This is a genomic window from Thauera chlorobenzoica, from assembly GCF_001922305.1.
GTDB lineage: Bacteria > Pseudomonadota > Gammaproteobacteria > Burkholderiales > Rhodocyclaceae > Thauera > Thauera chlorobenzoica.
The window spans coordinates 2,309,687-2,330,355 of sequence record NZ_CP018839.1 but is presented as its reverse complement, the minus strand read 5'-3'; the positions used below and the strand labels follow the sequence as shown (position 1 = coordinate 2,330,355).

Genomic DNA, 20,669 nt, shown 5'->3' with positions numbered 1-20,669 from the left:
ATCGAACGCCCGGCGGTCGTCACCGAATTGCTTACTTGGCGAGTTTCCAGGCGCCGTTCTGGATCTGCACCATCACCCGGGCACGCTGGTCGAGGCCGAGGTGGTCGGTCGGGCTCATGTTGAAGATGCCGTGGGCGCCGACCACTTCAGAGACTTTCTCGAGGGCGTCACGCAGGGCCGCACGGAATTCGGCGGTCCCCGGCTTGGCGCTCTTGAGCGCGGCCGGCACGGCGGCTTCGAGCAGCACGCCCGAATCCCAGGCGTGGGCGCCGAAGGTCGACACGCTGCCCTTGCCGTGGGCAGCCTCGTACGCGGTGATGTACTTCACCGCGCTGGCCTTCACCGGATTGTCGGCAGGCAGCTGCTCGGCGACCAGGACCGGTCCGGCAGGCAGCAAGGTGCCTTCGCAGTCACGCCCGCAGACCCGGAGGAAGTCGTTGTTGGCGACGCCGTGGGTCTGGTAGACCTTGCCCGACCAGCCGCGCTCCTTCAGCGTCTTCTGCGGCAGTGCGGCGGGAGTGCCGGAGCCGGCGATGAACATCGCATCGGGGCGGGCGGACATCATCTTCAGCACCTGGCCGGTGACCGAGGTGTCGGTGCGGTTGAAGCGTTCGTTAGCGACGATCTCGATCCCGCGCGCTTCGGCGATCGACTTGAACTGCTCGTACCAGCCCTCGCCGTAGGCGTCGGCAAAGCCGACGAAGGACACTTTCTTGACGTTGTTGCTGGTCATGTGCTGGACGATCGCAGTGGCCATCTGGGCGTCGTTCTGCGGCGTCTTGAACACCCAGCGCCGCTTCTCGTCCACCGGCTCGACGATGCGGCTCGAAGCCGCCCACGAGATCATCGGCGTCTTGGTTTCTGCGGCGACGTCGATCATCGCCAGCGAGTTCGGCGAAGTGGTCGAGCCGAGCACGATATCGACCTTGTCTTCGGAAACGAGCTTGCGGATGTTCTTCACCGCACTGGTGGTGTCCGAGGCGTCGTCGAGCACGACATAGCTCACCGACATGCCGCCGATCGTCTTCGGCATCAGATCGACGGTCTGGCGCTCCGGGATCCCGAGTGAAGCCGCCGGGCCGGTCGCCGAAACGCTGATACCGACCTTGAGCTGGGCCTGGGCCGAGCCTGCGACAAAGGCGAGGCTCATCGCGACCAACAGGGTTTTCTTCAATTTCATGGTGTCTCCTCCGGCTTGATGCCTTTATATGCTTTTCGGCGGCGGCTCTGCGGACACGCCGCCGCCTTCAACGCGACCCGATGACGCTCGTCAACGAACGTTCCGCAGCCACCGACGACATGTTAGACGATTCTGACGAATCGAAACACTCCAAAGATGACGCTATTTGCACCCCATGGAACAAAACAAAATGTATTGTTCCGCATCGACGCGAATCACTTTTCCAAGAACCGTACGCACGCTCCCCAAGTGCGGGACTGCTACCGTAGCACAGGCTTCTGTTGCATGCGATCGACACGTCGGATGCCTCGCCTCCCACCTGCCGGCGCCCGGTCAGAGACACCATCGGCCCCACCGTGGGCAACAGCCGGAAGCCTTTCAGCCGCGATGTGCCGAATGGGTACATTATCGCCGAACAAACTACCCGGTCAAACAATTGTTTGATTAATTAGATGCAGAGCGGAAGCCCAGCCCGCATCGCAGCCAGCCTCTCGGAATACCCCGCAAAAAACAATCCCCGCCGGGCACAGCTGCCAGGCGGGGATCATCTACCGGGGGGCACCGGTCGCGCCGGCCCGCTGATCGCCGGGGCCGGAGCAGCGGAGGCCGGGCAATCCCCGGCACGTTCGGTGCAGGCGCTCAGATGTACTGGCCAGAGTCCACCCGGATGACTTCGCCGGTGATCATCCGGGCCATGTCGGAGAGCAGGAACACGACCGCAGCAGCGATGTCCTCGGGTGCGGCAAGCTTGCGCAGGGCGGACTCCTGCAGCGCACGGTCGAGCACCTCGGCCGGCAGGGCACGGGCCATTTCGGTCATCACCATGCCCGGCGCGACGGCGTTCACCGTCACCCCTTTCGGGCCCAGCTCGCGCGCGGCGGTCTTGGTGAGGCCGATCATTCCTGCCTTCGCCGAGCTGTAGTTGGCCTGGCCGAACTTGCCGCGCATGCCGTTGATCGAGGTGATATTGACGATGCTGCCACAACCGGCGGCGACCATTCCCGGCGCGCACGCGCGCAGCATGTGGAAAGCACCGCTCAGGTTGACGTCGATCACCGAGCGCCACTCGTCGTCGCTCATTTTCAGCAGGCTGCGATCACGGGTGATGCCGGCATTATTGACCAGCATCGTGGGAGGAGCGGGCAGACTGGCCACCGCCTTCGCCACACTGTCGGCGTCGGCGATGTTGACCCGGTGCAGCGTCCCCGCCGACTCGTTGGTGTCGGTGAGGTCGAAGACATGGACTTCGGCGCCACGCGCCACCAGAGCGTCGGTGATCGCACTACCGATCCCGCGTGCGCCACCGGTCACGATGGCCACACGGCCGCACAATTCGCCAGAAAAACTCATTTCGTTCCTACCTTGAAAAAAGTAAGCCCGGACACGACCAGCGTGCCCGGGCTGTGGGTTACAGACAGGGCGCCGCGCTCAGTCCAGCGGACGCGATAACGCCAGTTGCTGCCCTGGGCGGAAGCCGCAGCGGTCGAGGAAGTGCAGCAGGCCGAACTGGTTCCATTCGACTTCGGAGCGGACCGATTCGACCCGCAGGGTGGTCAGGTTGGCAAGCAGCTGGGAAACCAGCGCACTGCCGATATGACGCCCCTTCATGGCCGGATCGACGCCTACCGTGTCGATCACCGCGGCGGCGGCGGCACGGCCGAATTCGCCGAAATCGACGCGCGCCATCAGAAAGCCGACGACGACACCGTCCTGCTCGGCAACCACCGAGACGCGCACGCCGGAACCGCCGAGCGCTTCCTCGAACTTGCGCCGGTAATATGCGCTGCGGTCGTGGCCACTGTCGTGGCGGTCGATGCGAACGACGGCATCGAAGTCTTCCGGCGTCAGCGAGCGCACCGGAATCCGGTCGCGCGACAGCGCTACGGCATCGTCCGGGTTGGGGTCGCTATAGTTGGGTTCCCCGGAAAACTGGTCGATCATCTGCTTCGTTGTGGGATGGGGATGGCTGGTCATCGTAGATCTCCGTCAATGGTCCGTTGCAGCGGGAACTCAGAAGTTCACGTACTCGGTCGGGCGCTCGAGCACCACCCGCGGCGCCAGACGAAAACCCGCGGCGGCAAAGAACTCGACCAGTGCCGGCTGGTTCCACTGCGCCTGCGTGCGCATCTCGTTGGCCCCGCGCGCGCGCGCGACACGATCGAATTCCGCCATCAGCGCACGCGCCACCCCCTGGCGCTGTGCGCCCGGGTCGACCGCGATCGCGTCGAGCACGGCAACCCGCCCCTTGACGCCGAATTCGCCATCGAGCACATGCCCGAGCGCGAAGCCGACGACGTCGCCTCCGCGTTCGGCGATGCAGGAAAAGAAGCCTTCCGCACGCGCCTGCTCGGCCTTCAGGCGGCGCTCGAAGAAGCTGGTACGGCTGCCGCCGCCACTGGTCATGGCATCGAGACGGGTAAGACGGTCAACATCGCCGGCAGCGAGCGGGCGCAGCCTGGTTTCGGTATTCGCAGTCATCATGCCTCCCGTAAGAATGTGAAAAGGGGCCACCTATTGGTGGCCCCGGCAGGTCAATCAACCGTGCAGGCGGTCGTATTTCTCCTGCAGTTCTTCGTGCGTTTCGCGGTAGTCCGGATTATCCGGAATGCAATCCGCCGGACAGACCAGCCGGCATTGCGGCTCGTCGAAAGCGCCCACACACTCGGAACACTTGGTCGGGTCGATCACGTAGATCGGATCGCCCGGGGTAATCGCCTCGTTCGGGCACTCTTCCACACAGGCGTCACACGCCGTGCAGTCGTCGTTGATGTACAAGGCCATACTGCTTCCTCCTCGCTAATTTTGGCTCAGGCTGCTTCAGCCACTTGCTGCTGGCCGAGGCGGGCCAGTTTTTCATGACGGAAGGCGCCCCACAGTGCTGCACCGATCGCCCCTGCATAGGGCGAGTCGGGATGATTGTAGGCCACAACCGCCATTTTCTGCTCTTGAATCGACTCGTTGAGCGTCTTCAGCAGACCTTCGTCGAGCGCCAGGCCACCGGTGCAGAGCACCACGCCCTCGCGCGCACCGACCGACTTCAGCAGCTTCGCCAGGCGGCCGGCCATCGAGATGTGGATGCCCTTCAGGATGTTCGGCGCCGAAATGTCACGCGACACCATGTTGATGACGTCGGTCTCGGCCAGCACGGCGCAGATGCTCGACACCACTTCCGGGTTGTCGGCCTGCGTCGACAGCGAGCCGATCTCGTCCTGCGCGATGCCCAGGTAGCGTGCGATGTTCTCGAGGAACTGGCCGGAGCCCGACGCGCACTGGCTGGTCATCTTGTAGGTTTCGACCTTGCCGCGCTCGTCGTTGCGGATCGCACGACCGTGCAGCGCGCCGATGTCGAGGACGGCACGCGCTTCGGGGTTCAGATACACCGCCCCGCGCGCATGCGTGGTCATCGAATAGAAGTGGCCGGTGTGGAAGGCCAGGCTTTCACCTTCGCCGGTGGTGGCCACGTAATCCACGTCGGACGCCTTGAGGCCGGCTTCCTCGAGCAGGCCGTTGTAGGCCTCCTCGGCAAGCTTGAACGGGTCGCGCTGACGGATGCGGTCGTTGCGCTTGGCGAGCCATTCGGTCTTGTCGCCTTCGACGCGGAAAAGAACGGTCTTGACCGCGCCAGTGCCGATATCGATGCCTGCAGTGATCGTCATTTTCATGCCTCCACGACGGCGCGACGGGCGAACTCGGAAGCCCCCAGAGCACCGGTATAAATCGAATCCGGGTCGATGTTGATCTGCACTTCGCCGTAGTTTTCCTTGACGAGCTGGCGCAGTTCCTTGACCGCTGCCTCGTTCTTGGCCACGCCACCGGTGAAGGTGAATTGGTCGGTGATGCCACCCGAACGGGAGATGATGGACATCGCACGCAGCATGATCGCGCGGTGCAGACCGGCGAGGATGTCCTCGCGCTTGTCGCCCAGCGCCAGACGGTCGCGCAGTTCGGCGCCGGCGAACACGGTGCAGGTCGAGTTGATGCGGATCGACTTGGTCGACTTCATCGCGAGCGGGCCGAGTTCGTGCAGGCCCATGTTCATCTCGTCGGCGACGTAGCCCAGGTAACGGCCGGTACCAGCAGCGCAGCGGTCGTTCATCTGGAAGTTCACCACGATGCCCTTGTCGTCGATCTGGATGCCCTTGGTGTCCTGGCCGCCGATGTCGAGCACGGTGCGGGTCTTCGGATACATCAGGTGCGCGCCCAGGCCGTGGCACAGGATCTCGGAACGGATGTGCTCCTTCGGGAAGGGCAGGCGGACGCGGCCGTAGCCGGTGCCGACGACGTAGCGCTCGCTCATCTCGATGTCGAGCGCGGCATCGATCGGCGCACCCAGCGCAGCGGTATCGAGGGCACTGGACATCTCGCCACGAACCCGCTCCATCGCGCTGCGGAACTTGCGGTTCATGTCGGCTGACGGCGGACGGTTCTCGACCTCGATGATCGACTTGTCGTACATGTGCAGCAGGTGATCGAACTCGACGCCGTTGGCGCGGGCCACTTCCTCACCGATCTGCATGAAACGCGAACCGGCGAGGTCGCGGAAGAAGTCCGACTTGCGCTGCGCGTCCGGTGCGAAAAGCTTGTCCGCCTCTTCCTCGCGCAGGCGGCGGAAGACTTCGGTCAGCGCGCCGACGATCGCCTTTTCCTTGCCGGCGAAGCGCGGGCCCTCGACGTTGGCCACGCAGGTCTGCTCCAGGTCGCCGAGCTGTTCGATGAACTGCTCGCGGCGGAAGTTGCGGGTCAGACCGTCGATGATTTCATCGACCCGCCCGGCCACTGCCGGCTCCTTGTCGAGTTCGCGGCGAATCAGGCTCAGGCGCGCATCGATGAAGGCCTCGAGCTTGGACACGCGCGCCGCGGTGTCGTAGTTCGAGCGCGAGTTGGTGATGCCGCGGCCGAGCACCTGCCCCTTGTCGTCCATGACGACCGCTTTGGTCGTGGTGGACCCCAGATCAATTCCGACGAAACATTCCATGGTTCGCTCCTTACGCGGTTGCCAGCGACGCGCCGCTGCGTTTCTGATCGACCATCTGGAAGTAGCTCTCCAGACGGTTCTTGACGTTTGCGTGCGAGAAATAGCGCGGATCGACAAGGTCGGTTTCGATGAACGCGGCCGGCTTGCCGGTGCGCTTCTCGATTTCGCGCATCATCAGCAGCTGCCCAGCGGAGAAGCTGTTGCAGCTCTTGATCGAGTTGATCAGCAGGCCGTCGGCCTGGTACTCGTTCATGTACTTCTCGAGCAGTTCGACGCGCTGCGGCAGGTTGTTGTTGGCGTAGCAACCCAGGCAGTAGTCGGCCAGCGTGCCCAGCGGGTCGTTCGGGTCGTGACGGAAGCCCTGGTCGTAGAGGCCGCCCACCTTGGTGTAGGAGCTCGCCACCACCACCGCGCCTTCGTCGTAGAACAGCTTCCAGAACTCGCGGAAGCTGGTCCAGTTCGGGGGACCTTCGACGACCAGGCGGTACTTCTCTTCCTTCATGTCGCCTTCGGGGGTGATCGGCCCCTTGCCTTCGCGGATGCGCTGCTCGATTTCGCCGCGCACCAGATCGTAGTACTCGACCGCATCGGTGGTGCCGCGGAAGGCGGTGAACATCGGGCCGATGTAATACACGCCGCCGAAGTAGGCATCGATCGGCGACGGACGGTTCTTCGCGCTCTCGAGCACCCACACCAGATTGTCTTCGGCCTTGGCCGAGTTCTTCAGGTATTCGCGCAGGCGGTCGATGTCGAACTTGACCCCCGAGACCTGCTCGAACATCGGGATGACTTCTTCCTTGAGCTGCTTGACGACGAAATCACGCATGTTCTTGGTGATCTTTCCATCGCCCTGATACGGGATCTGCAGCATCACGGTCGGACACTTGTACTCGTGGCGCAGCAGCTCGAACCACTTCATGAAGGTGAAGCAGCCGGTGTAGGACAGCAGCAGCATGTCCGGAGCGGGCATCGGCTTGCCGTTGGGGGCGATGTTGCCGCGGCCCATCATGCCGATGTCGGCCTTGACGTAGGTACACACGTCTTCCGAGTGGCCGGCCTTCTCGGCATCCATGATCATGCCGCCGCTCTGCTTGCGCATGCCGTTCTGGATGGCGTTGGTCTCGGGCAGGTTGTTGACCATGTCGAAACACATGATCAGCTCGTTCAGGTTGCCCGGCACGAAGGTCGACACGACTTTCTCGCCCGACTCCTTGGTGCCCGTGAGACGATCGTAGTTACCGGCGATCATCCCTTTCTGCTTCACCATCGAAGATTCTTTGATGACTTCAGGGTTGGTTTTTGCACTCATGATTAGCTCCAGAGTTTGATCGAGTCGGCAAAGGTACCGGCCTGCTCACGGATCGGCTGCATCTGGCCCGAGTTCTCGGCGTACTTGAAGGAGATGTAGGGGACCTTGTGCTCCGAGCAGCGGTCGGCCAGCATCGGGCGCTCGAGCAGCGCCGGGTCGCAGAAGCTGGGGGCGGCGAAGATCACGCCTTCGGCGGCGTTGCTGCGGACCTGCTCGAGCAGGTACTTGCCCTTGTCCTCTTCCTTGTCGTCGTACTTCGCCGCGGTGCTGATCGACTCGTGCAGGAAGGCGAGCGACAGGTTCTGCATCGGATCGCCGGCGGTCGAGACTTCGTTGCGCAGGAAGCGATGCACGATCATGTAGTCGTCATCGACAATGTAGCAGCCCGAGAGCTCGATCGACTTGATCAGGTTGAGCGGCGGCTGTTCGCAGAACGAGCCGTTGATGATCACGCGACAGTTGTCGCGTTTTTGCGCCTCGACCTTGACCGCGGCCGCCAGGTAATCCTTCAGCATCTGGTTGTGCTCTTCGACCGGCAGCACCAGGCCGGCACGCATCAGCAGGTATACATCGGCCGACGGCACCTTCCAGGGCTCGCGCGAACGCAGGCCATAGACATCCTGGACGAGCTTGCGGTTTTCGTTGTAGACCGCGATCGAGGCACGCAGCGCTTCGTCGGTGATCTTGCGGCCCGACAGGTGCTCGAGGCCTTCGCGCAGTTCGTTCAGCTCGTTGGTGTAGTAGTTGCCACCGACGTTGTCGCGGTAGTTCTGCGGCACGTCGAAGTAGCGCACGTACTTGCCCGGGAACATCAGCTTCCACATGCCCGACAGGTTGCGGATGACGTCACAGATGCTGGGGAACAGCATGCCATCGACGAAATCCATGCGCTTGGACAGGCCGAGTTCGATGGTCGAGCGTGGGATGCGGCAGATGTAGCTCTGGTAGAAGGCGTCGCCGTGGATCACCTCCAGCCCATCGCCACCGCCCATGATGCCCAGGGGCAACATGCCAGCCGCATGAATGATCTCGCGCGGCACATATACCGGCATGTAGGCGATAACCTTGCGAGAGGGATCGGCCTCCTTCCATTGCCTGGCGGCAGTGAAATCAAGGTCCTCGTAAAGCGCTTCACAGCGCGCGATGATGTCTGCCGTACTCATGGTCAACGGTTCTCCCAGTTTGCAGAACGCTTCTCAAGAAAGGCTTTCAGCCCTTCCACCGCATCGTGGCTGGCCATCAGTTCCTCAAGATAGAGGGCCTCCACGGTATCGAGTTTTTGCTTGATGCCCGGCACGATGTCGCAGCGTGCGGCACGGACCGCGAAACGCAGCGAGCTCGCGCTCAGACGCGCAATGTGTTCGTCGAACCACTGCAGCGCCGCGGCCTCCGGATCCTCGGCGAGGACGTCGATGAGGCCGATCCGGTGCCCTTCGGCACCGTCGATGCTGCGCCCCGACCACAACAGGTCTTCGGCGCAGGCCTGGCCCACGCGCGGCGGCAGCAGGCAGGACGCAGCGGGCGCGAACACCCCGAGACGGATCTCGGGCTGACCGAACTTGGCGTCCGGCGCGGCGAACAGCAGGTTGCCCGCCGCCGCCACTTCCAGTCCGCCGCCCAGGCACTGGCCGCGCAGCGCGACCAGGATCGGCACCGGGCTGTCGAGCATCTCGCGCACCAGCCCATGCAGGCTCTTGAGCATCTGCGCACACTGGTCCGGCATGTGCTCATCGACGCTGGCGCCGAAGCTGAAATGCGGACCTTCGGCATCGAGCAGCACCGCACGCAGCGCCGGGGCCTGGAGGTGCTCGCCCAGCGCCTGGCGCAGCGCGGCGATCATCGCGGCATCGACGATGTTGGCCTTGGGCCGGGCCAGGCGCAGACGCAGCAGGCTGCCGTCGCGCTCCAGCCAGACCTTCAGCGGGGAGCTAGCCTCGCTCATCACTTGGCACCCGGCATCAGGCTTTCGATCAGCTCAGGAGTCCAGGGCATGCCCTTGGCCAGCGCCTGGCGCAGATCGGTGAATTCGATCTCGCGGCCGGTTTCCTTGTTGCCTTCGTTGAACGCACGGAAGCCGGTGCGCGCTTCGTTCATCATGTTCAGCGCGAGCCAGGCGCGGCTGTTTTCCTTGTTGCGGTTCCAGGCGTCGAGCTTGGGCTTGCGCAGCTCCTCGAAGCTCTTGGTCAGGCACTCGGGGAAGGTGGAGATCAGCTTCGCGCACAGCTTCTCGACCGCTTCGTCGAGCAGCGACAGATCGATCTCGCCGCGCTTCATCAGCTCCTTGCCCGCCGCCAGCTCGTCGCCGGTCTTGAATTCGCCGTGGATGATGCGGCCGAACTCGTCGAGGTAGCGGTCGGTGATCACCAGCGGGTTGGCGACGAACTTGCCGTCGACCTTGAGCGCCGGCACGATCTGCATGCAGATGCCGAGGCGGTTGGCCTTGTGCGCCGAGAACGGCTCGCACAGCGTGCCCGACACCATCGCCTGCTCGCAGCCGATCATTATCGGCAGGAAGTCGGTCGCACCGCCGATCGCCGCCGAACCGTGCTTCGGACCGGCCTGGCCGAAGTTGGCCAGATCCTGGGCCACGGTGAAGTCGGCCGCCATGCCGATCTCCTGACCGCCACCGATGCGCATGCCGTTGACACGGCAGATCACCGGCTTGTCGCAACCGAGGATCGCCGACACCATGTCGTTGAACAGGCGCATGTACTGGCGGTATTCCTGCGGGTTGCCGGCGTAGTACTCGGCGTATTCCTTGGTGTTGCCGCCGGTGCAGAAGGCCTTGTCGCCGACCGCGGTGAACACCACCGTGGCGACGTCGCGCGCGCAGGAAGCGGCACGGAAGGCGAGGATCAGCCCCTTCACCATGTCGGTGGTGTAGGAGTTGTACTGCTTCGGGTTGTCGAGCGAGATCCAGACGTTGTACAGCCCCGGCACCACTTCGCCCTTCAGGTTGCGCGCCGGACGCTTCTCGTAGAGCACGCCCGGACAAACGGTTTCGGGCACCAGGTTGTGGTCGACCAATTTCGTCGGCGCGTTCTGCTCGACCAGTTTTTGCGTAGTCGGATTCATGTCATCGAACTCCTGTGTCTTTTTTCGTTGCGTGCTTAAAAAGGATGCGCTCAGGGCGTGAGGATGGCGCGCCGGGTGAGCTTGTGGGCGTGTGCGGCGGCGAACACCTCAGCGATCTGGTCGAGCGGGTGACGCTCGATGAAGCTGGCGAGATCGATCTTCTTGTCGAGCACAAGATCGAGTGCTGCCGGGTAGTACTCGGGCAGACAGCCCCAGTTGCCCAGCGCGCGGGCATGGAAGGCCATCAGGTTGGAAAGGCGAACCTCGACCTTGTCCATCGTGAAGCCGACCACCGCCAACGTCGCGCCATGGGTGAGCAGGCCATAGGCGCTGGTCTGCCCTGCGCCGGTACCCGAACACTCGAAGATCTTCCAGCGCGTCAGTCGCAGGCCATTGGCCTTGGCATGCGCCTCGATCGCCTTCTTCAGATCGCGCCCGGAAATTTCACGCGCATTGAGCGTGAGCGCCGCGCCGTGCCTGGACATCATCTCCAGCTTAGCAGGATCGACGTCGATCGCCACCACGCTGGCGCCGAAGGCGCTGGCGATCTGCACGGCGTAGCCGCCGACACCGCCGACACCGATCACCACCGCCACATCACCCGGCTCGACACCGGCCTGCAGCACCGCCTGATAAGGCGTCGTGACCGCATCGGCAACCACCGAGACGTCGGCCAGCTGCAGACCGGCGGCGGCGAGTCGCGCCTCATCGACCGCGCACAGACCACGCGCCGGCACCACCACATGGGAGGCGAAACCACCCTGGATGTCGTTACCGGGCATCACCTGGTCACGGCAAATCGTGCCATGGCCGGACACGCACAGCTCACAGGTACCGCAGGGCATCACGGCCGGCACGATCACGGCACGTCCGAGCCACTGCGCCGCATTGGCACCGGCCTGCACCACCCGCCCACTGATCTCGTGACCCAGCGCCAGAGGCAGCGCATGATTGGTGCGCACGCCGTCGTAGTAGTAACCGAGATCGGTATGGCAGACTCCACAGCCCGCCACGGCCACGACGACCTGGTCAGCAGAAAGCTCGCCGATCTCGAACTCGGCGCGAACCATCGGCGCGCCGGGCGAGGTCATCATCCAACGATGCGGATTGCTGCTCATCTCACTCCTCCATGAACTGACTGAACTCTTCGCCGCCATGACGTTGACGTTAACGTCACATTATTCTGACACATCGCCTCTTGAAGCTGAAGACTGCATGTCGTGATGGACGAACCTTAAACGAGGCCCCCGGACGTCCAGTTGACCTAAGTCAACGGATTGACGTTTGCGTCAACGTAAACTTTGAAGCGTCCAGAGGGCTGCAGCATCGCCTCGGGAGCCTCGGCCCCGGCAACCCCTCGGAAACATCGGTCACCCCGACGGCAAGGATGCAGCCACACCGCACTCGCCGCGCATGTGCGTATCCATATTTGATACGCATGGGCGCACACAAGGTGATCCCGAACCGGCCTCAGCGGCCTGCAGTTGAACTTGGAGAATGAGGATGACAGCCCGATCGGTTTCGATAACCTTCGCCGGCAGCGGCGGAGCCGGGGTGATGACGGCAGGCAGCATGCTGCTCGATGCCGCCGGCCACGCCGGCTGGTACGCTTACATGACGCGCTCGTCGGGAGCGCAGATCCGGGGCGGCGAGGCGGCGGCGATGCTGCGCCTGTCCACCGCGCCGGTGCAGTCGCACGACGACCACTACGACCTGCTGGTGGCGATCGACTGGCAGAACGTTGGCCGCTTCTCGGCCGAAGTGCCGATGACCGCCGACGGCTTGGTGCTGGGCGATCCGGACGGGGGCGAGTTCCCTGAGCAGATCCTCGCCAAGGGTACGCGCCGGGCCGACATTCCGTTCAAGAAGATTGCCAAGGAGATCGACGGCGGGCGCCCGAACATGATCGCGCTGGGCGCGGTCGCGGCCCTGATCGGCCTGCCCGAAGAGGCGGTGCTCAAGGTGGTCAAGGACTCGCTGGCGAAGAAAGGCCCCGCCGCGCTCGCCGCCAGCGAAGCCTCGGTGCGTGCCGGCGCGGCCTTTGCCGCCTCGCTGCCGCCGAGCAAGCGCCTGGCCGCAGCCACCGGCGGCGAGCGCCAGCGCCTGTGGAGCATCACCGGCAACGAAGCCGCCGGTCTGGGCGCGGTGCGCGGCGGGGTGCGCTTTGTCGCCGCCTACCCGATCACCCCGGGCACTGAAGTGCTCGAATGGCTCGCCCCCAACCTCGCCAAGCTCGGCGGTGCGCTGGTGCAGGCCGAAGACGAGCTCGCCTCGGTCAACCAGATCATCGGCGCCTCCTACGGCGGCACCACCTCGCTCACCGCCACCTCCGGCCCCGGCCTGGCGCTGATGACCGAATCGATCGGTCTCGCGGTCGCCTCCGAGACCCCGATCACGATCGTCAACGTGATGCGCGGCGGCCCGTCCACCGGCATCCCGGTGAAGTCCGAGCAGAGCGACCTCAACATCGCCCTCTACGGCCTGCACGGCGATGCCCCGCACCTGGTGGTCGCGCCCAACTCGCTCGCCGACTGTGCCTTCTCCACGCAGTGGGCGGTGCATCTGGCCGACACCCTGCAGACCGCCGCGGTCGTGCTCTCGGACCAGTCCCTGGGCCAGAGCCGCGCCACCATCGCCCCGCCGGCCGACCCCGGACTGCGCGCCAACCGCCTGCGCCCCGAAGGCGAGCTGGGCGACGAGCGCTACCGCCGCTACCGCAACACCACATCGGGCGTCTCGCCGATGGCCGTGCCCGGCATGAAGGGCTACCAGTACACCGCCGACGGCCTCGAGCACACCGAAGTCGGCACCCCCTCGAGCCAGGCCTCGGACCACAGCACCCAGCTCGACAAGCGCCTGCGCAAGCTCACCGCCCACGACTACGGCAAGTACTGGGCCGACATCGACGGCGAGGGCGAGGGCGACATCGCCGTCATCACCTGGGGCTCGACCACCGGACCGGTGCAGGAAGCGCTCGAGCGCTGGCGCGCCGCCGGCAAGCAGGGCCGCATGGTGTCGATCCGCCTGCTCTCGCCGGTGCGCCCCGAGCAGCTCGCCGCCGCCCTTGAGGGCGTCTCGCGCGTGCTCGTCGTCGAACAGAGCCATGGCGCCCAGTTCCACCGCTACCTGCGCGCCCACTACGACCTTCCCGGCAGCGTGCGGGCCTTCCACCGCCCCGGCCCGCTGCCGATCCGACCCGACGAAATCTTCCGCCAACTGGCCGACTGGAGCTGATCATGGACGCTACATCCACTTGCCCGAGCTACGCCGCGCGCGACTACAAGTCCGAGGTCAAGCCCGTCTGGTGCCCCGGCTGCGGCGACTACTCGGTGCTCGGCGCGCTCACCAAGGCCCTGGCCGAGCTGTCGATCCCGCCCGAAAACGTCGCCCTCGTCTCCGGCATCGGCTGCTCCTCGCGCCTGCCCGCCTACACCAACGTGTTCGGCTTCCACGGCGTGCACGGGCGCGCGCTGCCGATCGCCACCGGGATCAAGGTCTCCCGCCCCGAACTCACCGTGATCGCCTCCGGCGGTGACGGCGACGGCTTCTCGATCGGCGGCAACCACTTCATGCACGCCTGCCGGCGCAACGTCGACATGACCTACATCGTCATGGACAACGAGGTCTACGGCATGACCAAGGGCCAGGCCTCGCCGACCACCGCCCCGGACTGGGAAAAGAGCAAGCTCACCCCCCAGGGCACCGGCATCAACCCCTTCCACCCGCTGGTGATCGCGCTCGCCGCCGGCGCCAACTTCATCGCCCGCGGCTTCTCCGGCGACCCCAACGGCACCGCCCAGCTGATCACCGAGGCGATCCGCCACCCGGGCTTCTCCTTCGTCCAGCTGCTCAGCCCCTGCGTCACCTTCCGTCCCGAGCAGCGCGACTGGAAGGACGCCGTGCACCCGGCCGCGGTCGATCCGACCGACGATCCGGCGCGCGCCGCCCGCCGCCTGATGACCGACGACGGCTTCAACATCGGCGTGCTGTATCGTGGCAACCGTCAGCCCTTCCAGCCGGCGCTGAAGGCCAGCGTCGACTCCGTTGCAGATCTCGAGAAGGAGTTCGTGCTATGAGCACTACCGAGCCGCAGGACAACAGCATCCAATCGGTGGAGCAGCTCCTCGCCCACGCCCTGGCGATGGAGAACGAAGCGGTCGAACGCTACGAAATGCTCGCCGACCAGATGGAAACCCACAACAATCCGGAAGTCGCCGCGCTGTTCCGCAAACTCGCCGAGATCGAGAAGCTGCATGTGGATAACGTCAATGGTCTCAGCGACGGCCACACTCTTCCGCACATCGCGCCCTGGGAATATGCCTGGCAGACCCCGGAAAGCCCCGAAGCCCCGTCGGCGAGCGCGGATGGCCTGCACTACATGATGCATCCCTACCACGCGATCGCGATGGCGCTCGAAGCCGAGCGCAAGGGCGTGGCGTTCTACGAGCGCCTTGCCGACCAGGCCGGGCGGGAGGACGTGCGCAAGATCGCGCGTGAACTGTGCGAGACCGAGCGTGAGCATGTGACCCTGCTCGAAGGCTGGCTGGGACGCTTCCAGGCACCCCCAAAAGGCTGGAGCGAGGACGCCGACCCCCCGCTGCCGCAGGAGTAAGCAGTCCTTCCCCCGGGGGCGGCAGCCGTCGCCGCACGCCCCGGGTAGACGAACAGAGGGCGAGCCATGATGGCTCGCCCTCTGTTCGTTTGCGCCCCTGACGGCCAACCCTTCCGCTCAACCCCTTCCGGCCGAGCCTTCAGGCGGGTTTCCCGGCCGGCACTTCAGCCCCGACCTCCCCGCACAGACAGCATCCGCGCGCGGGGATGCCCGCGCAGCTTCCCCTGCCCTGCTTATTTAGCACTCGCGGTGATATCCACGCTGAGTTCGTAGCCGGCTTCGCGCAAGCCCGTGATCACACGCTCGGCATCGTCGGCATCGAAGCGGATCATCGCGATGCGCTTGCCTTCGCTCTGCGGCGTGCGCGGCGACACGACCGACACGATGTAACCGCCGTGCGCGCTGACCGTCGCCAGCAAGGCGGCCAGCTGTCCGGTCTGATCCGGCAGACTCACCGTGATCCGGGTCGAGCCCTCGACCCAGCAGCCGGTGATGTCGAGGAAGAAGTCGAGCAGATCGACGCTGGTGACGATGCCCACCAGGCGGTCGTTTTCCACCACCGGCAGGCAGCCGAGCTTGTTCGGGCGCATCAGCCGCGCCGCTTCCTCGATCAGGGTCGAGGGCGCGCAAGTGATCACCTTCTTGTGCATGATGTCTGCAGCGCTCACCTTGGACAGCAGGTATTTCACCTCGCCGACGTCGAGCGTGGTGATCGTCGACGGCTGCGCACGCTGCACGTCCCGATGCGAAATGATGCCGACCAGGCGGCCATCGGCTTCCACCACGGGCAAATGACGCACTTTCTTCAAGCGCATGATCTCGGAGACCTGCGCAAAAGTAGCGTCCGGGGCGACATGCAAGACATCCCGGGTCATGATCCTTTCGACGAACATGAAAACACTCCTGACAGAATGGACAGCAGCAAATCCGCACACACCATGATCGACCATGCGCGGAACCCGTAGCAATGACCCGGCCGGACGCCGAGCGGGCCACCATCGGCAAAGTGTATCGGAAAACCCCCGGCAGGACGCGGCATTTAGCGGCATCGGCGGCTTTGCGCACGGGAAAACCGGCGGTTACGTCAACGTCACCTCCAACCTTTGACATTCGTCAACCGACCGGTCAGTCATAGCTCCTATTATGGCCCCATAAGCAATTAGTGCAGATCGCCTGCCGGACACGCTTCCGAACCGCTCGCCCGCTCCAATTGCTCCGTCGCCATACCAGCTTCGAAGGAGACTCACCATGACGACCACCAGTTGCCCAACGGGCGATAGCAAGGTCGCCACCTACTGTTACCAGTGCGTGGCCGGCCCCGATCTGCTCAAGGTCAAGGTCGAGAACGGGGTCGCGACCGCGATCGAACCGAACTTCGACGCCGAAGGCGTGCACCCGGCCGACGGCCGGGTCTGCGTCAAGGCTTTCGGCCTGGTGCAGAAGACCTACAACCCGAACCGCGTGCTGACGCCGATGAAGCGCACCAACCCGAAGAAGGGGCGCGACGAAGACCCCGGCTTCGTGCCGATCTCGTGGGACGAGGCGCTCGACATGATCGCCGCCAAGCTCAACACGGTGCGCGCGAACGGGCTGCTCGACACGTCCGGCTACCCGCGCGTGGCGGCGAGCTTTGGCGGCGGCGGCACCCCCACTCAGTACATGGGCACCTTCCCCGCCTTCCTCGCCGCCTGGGGGCCGGTCGACCTGAGCTTCGGCAGCGGCCAGGGGGTCAAGTGCTATCACTCCGAACACCTCTACGGTGAGCTCTGGCACCGCGCCTTCATCGTCTGCCCGGACACCCCGCGCACAAAATACATCGTCTCCTTCGGCATGAACGTCGAGGCCTCCGGCGGCGTGTGCGGCGTCTGGCGCCACGCCGCGGCACGCGTCGAGCAGGGCATCAAGCGCGTCCAGGTCGAGCCCCACCTGTCGATCACCGGCGCCTGCTCGGCCGAGTGGGTGCCGATCAAGCCCAAGACCGACGCCGCGTTCATGCACGCGATGATCCACGTGATGCTGTTCGAGAACGCGCGCACACGCCTGGACATCGACTTCCTCAAGCACATGACCGCTTCGCCCTACCTGGTCGCGCCCAACGGGCTGTACCTGCGCGACCCGGACACGCGCAAGCCGCTGGTGTGGGACCTGAAGCGCGCCGCCGCGGTCCCCTTCGACACACCGGACATCGATCCCGCGCTGGACGGCGAGTTCACCGCATCCGGCCTCGAAGTCCTGCCCGACAATGAAACCGTCGACCACACTCAGGTGCGCGTCCTCACTGCCTTCGGCAAGCTCGCCGAGCACGAGCGCACCTTCACCCCGGAGTGGGCGGCGAAGGTCTGCGACGTCCCCGCCGACACCATCCGCCGCGTCGCCAACGAATACCTCGACCACGCCCAGATCGGTGCCACCATCGAGATCGAAGGCCGCACCCTGCCCTTCCGCCCGGTGGCGATCACCCTGGGCAAAACCGTCAACAACGGCTGGGGCGGCTACGACTGCTGCTGGGCGCGCACCCTGATGGCCTGCCTGGTCGGCGCCCTCGACGTCCCCGGCGGCACGATCGGCACCACGGTGCGCCTGAACCGCCCGGCGAGCGACCGCCAGAGCAGCGCCAAGCCCGGCCCCGACGGCTTCATGGACTACCCGTTCAACCCCACCGACAAGGAAAACTGGGTCTCCCGCCCGCAGATCCGCAACGCCAACCGCACCCTGGTGCCGCTGGTGGCGAACTCGGCCTGGAGCGCGGCGCTCGGCCCCACCCACCTCGCCTGGATGCAGCAGCGTCACGGTTTCGAGAATTTCCCCGAGCCGACCCAACCCGACGTCTGGTTCTTCTACCGCACCAACCCGGTCGTCTCGTTCTGGGATACGCCGCAGGTCGCCGAAGTGGTCGCGAAGTTCCCCTTCGTCGTCGCCTTCACCTACACCCGCGACGAGACCAACCACTTCGCCGACGTCCTGCTGCCCGACTGCACCGACCTCGAAGGTCTGCAGCTGATCCGCATCGGCGGCACCAAGTACGTCGAGCAGTTCTGGGACAAACAGGGCTTCGCCCTGCGCCAGCCGGCCGTTGCACCGCAGGGCGAGGCGCGCGACTTCACCTGGATCGCGTCCGAGCTCGCCCGCCGTGCCGGCATACAGGAGCCCTACAACAAGGCGATCAACCGCGGCGCTGCCGGGGTGCCGCTGAAAGGGGCGAACTACGACTTCTCCCTTGATCTCGAGCAGACCCACGGCGTCGAGGAAATCTGGGACGCCAGCTGCCGCGCCGCCAGCGCCGAACTCACCGGCGGCGGCGAGGACCACGGCCTCGACTGGTGGCGCGAACACGGCTTCCGCACCATCGATTACCCGCGCCTGCAGTGGTATCTCTACCCGCACATGAAGGACAACAACCTGCGCTTCGAGATGCCCTACCAGGAGCGCATCTTCCGCATCGGCACCGAGCTCGGCCACCGCCTGCACGAATCGGGCATCGACTGGTGGGACCGCCAGCTCACCGAGTACCGGCCGCTGCCCGATTTCCACGATTTCTCGCACCTGATCAAGAGTGCGGTGATCTCCAATCTGGGCGGGCGCGAGGAAGACTTCCCGTTCTGGCTGCTGACCGCGCGCAGCATGCAGTACGCCTGGGGCGGCAACGTCAGCCTGCAGATGGTGCGCGAAGTCGCCGCCAACGTCGCCGGCCACCGTGGCGTGATCATGAACCCCGCCTCCGCGGCAAAGCTCGGCATCGAGGACGGCGACCTCGTCGAAGTGCGCTCGCCGCTGCGCGAAACCCGCGGCCGCGTGGTGCTGCGCCAGGGCATCCGCCCCGACACCTTGCTGATGGTGGGCCAGTTCGACCACTGGATCACGCCCTACGCCAAGGACTTCGATGTCCCCAGCATGAACAGCCTGGTGCCGATGCTGATGGACCTGACCGATGCCACCGGCTCGGCAGCCGATATCGTTCCCGTATCAATCAAGAGAGTCGGAGGTGCACAATGACGCGCTATGCCATGGTGGCCGACCTGCGGCGCTGCGTCGGCTGCCAGACCTGTACGGCCGCCTGCAAGCACACCAATGCCACCCCTCCCGGCGTCCAGTGGCGCTGGGTCCTCGATGTCGAAGCTGGCGAGTTTCCCGACGTGTCGCGCACCTTCGTGCCGGTCGGCTGCCAGCACTGCGATGAACCGCCGTGCGAAACGGTGTGCCCGACCACGGCCACCAAGAAGCGCGCCGACGGCCTGGTCACGATCGATTACGACCTGTGCATCGGCTGCGCCTACTGCTCGGTCGCCTGCCCCTACAACGCCCGCTACAAGGTCAGCTTCGCCGAACCGGCGTATGGCGACCGTCCGATGGCGAACGAAAAGCAGCGCGCCGACCCCGCCCGCGTCGGCGTCGCGACCAAGTGCACCTTCTGCTCCGATCGCATCGACTACGGCGTCGCCCATGGCCTGACCCCGGGCGTCGACCCCGATGCCACCCCCGCCTGCGCCAACGCCTGCATTGCCAGCGCGCTGACCTTCGGCGACATCGACGACCCCGACAGCAAGGCTTCCCGGCTGCTGCGCGAAAACGAACATTTCCGCATGCACGAGGAGCTCGGCACGGGTCCCGGATTTTTCTACCTGTGGGAGAAAAAATAATGAGAGGCGTCCAACCCGAACTGCAGCCCTTCTGGGATGCCCGCGCCGCCGGCAACTTCATCGGTGGCGGCACCGGCACCGGTCTGCTGCTGTGGACCGTGCTCGCCGCCACGGCCCACGGCACCGCACTGCTCCCGCCCCTGCTCCTGGCGCTCGCCTGCATCGGCGGCGGCCTGTTCTGCGTATGGCTGGAAATCGGCAAGCCCTGGCGGGCACTGAACGTGTTCTTCCACGCCCGCACTTCGTGGATGACCCGCGAGGCGATCGTGGCGATGCCGCTGTTCGCCGCCGGCGCACTCGCCGTTGTTACCGGCTCGCTCGCCGCCGCCTGGCTCGCCGCCCTGGTCGGCCTCGGCTTCCTGTACTGCCAGGCGCGCATCCTGCAGGCGGCACGCGGCATTCCGGCGTGGCGCGAAGCGGCCCTGCTGCCGCTGGTGATCACCACCGGGCTGGCCGAAGGCGCGGGCCTGTTCGCCCTCGTCGCGGCAATGCTGCCGCAGGGCCCGGGAACCGCCTTCGCCCTGCCGATGCTGATCCTCGTCGCCCTGCGCTGGGCGCTATGGCGGCGCTACCGTGCCCGCCTCGCCGCGCCCGACTCCGCGCCGCTCAAGGCGATCCGCGCGCTCGACGCCGAAGGCCGGCTGTTCGTCCCGCTCGGCCACTACCTGCCCGCCGTCCTGCTCGCACTGGCGCTGGTCCTGCAAGGCGGGGCGGCAACGGCCTTGATGGCGCTGGCCGGGGTGGCGATGGCGGCGACAGGGTGGCACTTCAAGCTCGCCCTGATCACCCGCATCGCCTACACCCAGGGTTTCGCCCTCACCCGTGTGCCGGCGCGCACCCCGGGGCACCCGCGGCCCGGGGTGAAGCCCGGCTGGAACTGA

At 65.4% G+C, this 20,669-nt stretch carries 19 protein-coding genes; 6 read left to right on the top strand and 13 right to left on the bottom strand.

The window, feature by feature from the left end:
• Positions 1-31: 31 nt before the first annotated feature.
• From Tchl_RS10810 to had, 12 genes are all read right to left on the bottom strand, one after another.
• Positions 32-1,180, bottom strand: a complete 1,149-nt coding sequence (locus Tchl_RS10810) for an ABC transporter substrate-binding protein (protein ID WP_075148417.1) — start codon at positions 1,178-1,180, stop codon at positions 32-34.
• A gap of 639 nt (positions 1,181-1,819) precedes the next feature.
• Entirely contained in the window at positions 1,820-2,530 is a 711-nt protein-coding gene (fabG, locus tag Tchl_RS10805; protein ID WP_075148416.1) for a 3-oxoacyl-ACP reductase FabG, read from the bottom strand.
• A 78-nt stretch (positions 2,531-2,608) separates the two neighbouring features.
• On the bottom strand, positions 2,609-3,154 hold the full coding sequence (locus Tchl_RS10800) for a GNAT family N-acetyltransferase (protein WP_075148415.1): 546 nt from the start codon (positions 3,152-3,154) through the stop codon (positions 2,609-2,611).
• A 36-nt stretch (positions 3,155-3,190) separates the two neighbouring features.
• The gene (locus tag Tchl_RS10795) at positions 3,191-3,661 is read right to left on the bottom strand and encodes a GNAT family N-acetyltransferase (RefSeq protein WP_232311562.1); all 471 of its coding nucleotides are present in this window, start codon (positions 3,659-3,661) and stop codon (positions 3,191-3,193) included.
• Positions 3,662-3,715: 54 nt separating this feature from the next.
• Positions 3,716-3,961 (bottom strand): YfhL family 4Fe-4S dicluster ferredoxin, encoded by a 246-nt coding sequence (locus tag Tchl_RS10790; protein WP_075148414.1) that lies wholly within the window; start codon positions 3,959-3,961, stop codon positions 3,716-3,718.
• A gap of 26 nt (positions 3,962-3,987) precedes the next feature.
• Complete coding sequence (gene bcrD / locus Tchl_RS10785; protein WP_083945217.1) at positions 3,988-4,836, bottom strand: benzoyl-CoA reductase subunit D; 849 nt, start codon at positions 4,834-4,836, stop codon at positions 3,988-3,990.
• Between the two features lie 2 nt (positions 4,837-4,838).
• Positions 4,839-6,155: a benzoyl-CoA reductase subunit A gene (bcrA, locus tag Tchl_RS10780; RefSeq protein WP_075148412.1), complete on the bottom strand. Its 1,317-nt coding sequence runs from the start codon at positions 6,153-6,155 to the stop codon at positions 4,839-4,841.
• Positions 6,156-6,165: 10 nt separating this feature from the next.
• On the bottom strand, positions 6,166-7,464 hold the full coding sequence (gene bcrB, locus Tchl_RS10775; RefSeq protein ID WP_075148411.1) for a benzoyl-CoA reductase subunit B: 1,299 nt from the start codon (positions 7,462-7,464) through the stop codon (positions 6,166-6,168).
• Positions 7,465-7,466: 2 nt separating this feature from the next.
• Positions 7,467-8,627, bottom strand: a complete 1,161-nt coding sequence (bcrC, locus tag Tchl_RS10770) for a benzoyl-CoA reductase subunit C (protein ID WP_075148410.1) — start codon at positions 8,625-8,627, stop codon at positions 7,467-7,469.
• Between the two features lie 2 nt (positions 8,628-8,629).
• Positions 8,630-9,406: a cyclohexa-1,5-dienecarbonyl-CoA hydratase gene (locus Tchl_RS10765; protein ID WP_075148409.1), complete on the bottom strand. Its 777-nt coding sequence runs from the start codon at positions 9,404-9,406 to the stop codon at positions 8,630-8,632.
• Positions 9,406-10,539, bottom strand: coding sequence for a 6-oxocyclohex-1-ene-1-carbonyl-CoA hydratase (gene oah / locus Tchl_RS10760; RefSeq protein ID WP_075148408.1), 1,134 nt, complete (start codon positions 10,537-10,539; stop codon positions 9,406-9,408). Before oah ends, Tchl_RS10765 begins: the two co-directional genes overlap by 1 nt.
• A 50-nt stretch (positions 10,540-10,589) precedes the next feature.
• Positions 10,590-11,657: a 6-hydroxycyclohex-1-ene-1-carbonyl-CoA dehydrogenase gene (gene had / locus Tchl_RS10755; protein ID WP_075148407.1), complete on the bottom strand. Its 1,068-nt coding sequence runs from the start codon at positions 11,655-11,657 to the stop codon at positions 10,590-10,592.
• Between the two features lie 379 nt (positions 11,658-12,036).
• On the opposite strand from had, the gene Tchl_RS10750 reads away from it, so the two are divergent.
• The 3 genes from Tchl_RS10750 to Tchl_RS10740 are packed head-to-tail and all read left to right on the top strand — an operon-like array spanning position 12,037 to position 15,151.
• Positions 12,037-13,773: a 2-oxoacid:acceptor oxidoreductase subunit alpha gene (locus Tchl_RS10750; protein ID WP_332307119.1), complete on the top strand. Its 1,737-nt coding sequence runs from the start codon at positions 12,037-12,039 to the stop codon at positions 13,771-13,773.
• A gap of 2 nt (positions 13,774-13,775) precedes the next feature.
• Positions 13,776-14,615, top strand: a complete 840-nt coding sequence (locus Tchl_RS10745; RefSeq protein ID WP_075148405.1) for a 2-oxoacid:ferredoxin oxidoreductase subunit beta — start codon at positions 13,776-13,778, stop codon at positions 14,613-14,615.
• Positions 14,612-15,151: a ferritin-like domain-containing protein gene (locus Tchl_RS10740; RefSeq protein ID WP_075148404.1), complete on the top strand. Its 540-nt coding sequence runs from the start codon at positions 14,612-14,614 to the stop codon at positions 15,149-15,151. Before Tchl_RS10745 ends, Tchl_RS10740 begins: the two co-directional genes overlap by 4 nt.
• Before the next feature lie 233 nt (positions 15,152-15,384).
• Here Tchl_RS10740 and Tchl_RS10735 read toward each other — a convergent pair whose 3' ends face one another.
• Positions 15,385-16,044, bottom strand: coding sequence for a CBS and ACT domain-containing protein (locus Tchl_RS10735; protein WP_075148403.1), 660 nt, complete (start codon positions 16,042-16,044; stop codon positions 15,385-15,387).
• Between the two features lie 355 nt (positions 16,045-16,399).
• On the opposite strand from Tchl_RS10735, the gene Tchl_RS10730 reads away from it, so the two are divergent.
• Genes Tchl_RS10730 through Tchl_RS10720 form a run of 3 tightly spaced genes read left to right on the top strand, consistent with a single transcriptional unit; the run spans position 16,400 to position 20,669 of the window.
• The gene (locus Tchl_RS10730) at positions 16,400-19,144 is read left to right on the top strand and encodes a molybdopterin-dependent oxidoreductase (RefSeq protein WP_075148402.1); all 2,745 of its coding nucleotides are present in this window, start codon (positions 16,400-16,402) and stop codon (positions 19,142-19,144) included.
• The gene (locus Tchl_RS10725) at positions 19,141-19,788 is read left to right on the top strand and encodes a 4Fe-4S dicluster domain-containing protein (protein ID WP_075148401.1); all 648 of its coding nucleotides are present in this window, start codon (positions 19,141-19,143) and stop codon (positions 19,786-19,788) included. Before Tchl_RS10730 ends, Tchl_RS10725 begins: the two co-directional genes overlap by 4 nt.
• Positions 19,788-20,669 carry a dimethyl sulfoxide reductase anchor subunit gene (locus tag Tchl_RS10720; protein ID WP_075148400.1) on the top strand — a complete coding sequence of 294 codons (882 nt, stop codon included), beginning with the start codon at positions 19,788-19,790 and terminating at the stop codon, positions 20,667-20,669. The genes Tchl_RS10725 and Tchl_RS10720 overlap by 1 nt, the downstream gene beginning before the upstream one ends.

What these genes read in the sequence shown, in the direction of transcription:
- Tchl_RS10810 (WP_075148417.1), bottom strand. Translation starts at nt 1,180, where the DNA reads ATGAAATTGAAGAAAACCCTGTTGGTCGCGATGAGCCTCGCCTTTGTC.
- fabG (WP_075148416.1), bottom strand. Translation starts at nt 2,530, where the DNA reads ATGAGTTTTTCTGGCGAATTGTGCGGCCGTGTGGCCATCGTGACCGGT.
- Tchl_RS10800 (WP_075148415.1), bottom strand. Translation starts at nt 3,154, where the DNA reads ATGACCAGCCATCCCCATCCCACAACGAAGCAGATGATCGACCAGTTT.
- Tchl_RS10795 (WP_232311562.1), bottom strand. Translation starts at nt 3,661, where the DNA reads ATGATGACTGCGAATACCGAAACCAGGCTGCGCCCGCTCGCTGCCGGC.
- Tchl_RS10790 (WP_075148414.1), bottom strand. Translation starts at nt 3,961, where the DNA reads ATGGCCTTGTACATCAACGACGACTGCACGGCGTGTGACGCCTGTGTG.
- bcrD (WP_083945217.1), bottom strand. Translation starts at nt 4,836, where the DNA reads ATGACGATCACTGCAGGCATCGATATCGGCACTGGCGCGGTCAAGACC.
- bcrA (WP_075148412.1), bottom strand. Translation starts at nt 6,155, where the DNA reads ATGGAATGTTTCGTCGGAATTGATCTGGGGTCCACCACGACCAAAGCG.
- bcrB (WP_075148411.1), bottom strand. Translation starts at nt 7,464, where the DNA reads ATGAGTGCAAAAACCAACCCTGAAGTCATCAAAGAATCTTCGATGGTG.
- bcrC (WP_075148410.1), bottom strand. Translation starts at nt 8,627, where the DNA reads ATGAGTACGGCAGACATCATCGCGCGCTGTGAAGCGCTTTACGAGGAC.
- Tchl_RS10765 (WP_075148409.1), bottom strand. Translation starts at nt 9,406, where the DNA reads ATGAGCGAGGCTAGCTCCCCGCTGAAGGTCTGGCTGGAGCGCGACGGC.
- oah (WP_075148408.1), bottom strand. Translation starts at nt 10,539, where the DNA reads ATGAATCCGACTACGCAAAAACTGGTCGAGCAGAACGCGCCGACGAAA.
- had (WP_075148407.1), bottom strand. Translation starts at nt 11,657, where the DNA reads ATGAGCAGCAATCCGCATCGTTGGATGATGACCTCGCCCGGCGCGCCG.
- Tchl_RS10750 (WP_332307119.1), top strand. Translation starts at nt 12,037, where the DNA reads ATGAGGATGACAGCCCGATCGGTTTCGATAACCTTCGCCGGCAGCGGC.
- Tchl_RS10745 (WP_075148405.1), top strand. Translation starts at nt 13,776, where the DNA reads ATGGACGCTACATCCACTTGCCCGAGCTACGCCGCGCGCGACTACAAG.
- Tchl_RS10740 (WP_075148404.1), top strand. Translation starts at nt 14,612, where the DNA reads ATGAGCACTACCGAGCCGCAGGACAACAGCATCCAATCGGTGGAGCAG.
- Tchl_RS10735 (WP_075148403.1), bottom strand. Translation starts at nt 16,044, where the DNA reads ATGTTCGTCGAAAGGATCATGACCCGGGATGTCTTGCATGTCGCCCCG.
- Tchl_RS10730 (WP_075148402.1), top strand. Translation starts at nt 16,400, where the DNA reads ATGACGACCACCAGTTGCCCAACGGGCGATAGCAAGGTCGCCACCTAC.
- Tchl_RS10725 (WP_075148401.1), top strand. Translation starts at nt 19,141, where the DNA reads ATGACGCGCTATGCCATGGTGGCCGACCTGCGGCGCTGCGTCGGCTGC.
- Tchl_RS10720 (WP_075148400.1), top strand. Translation starts at nt 19,788, where the DNA reads ATGAGAGGCGTCCAACCCGAACTGCAGCCCTTCTGGGATGCCCGCGCC.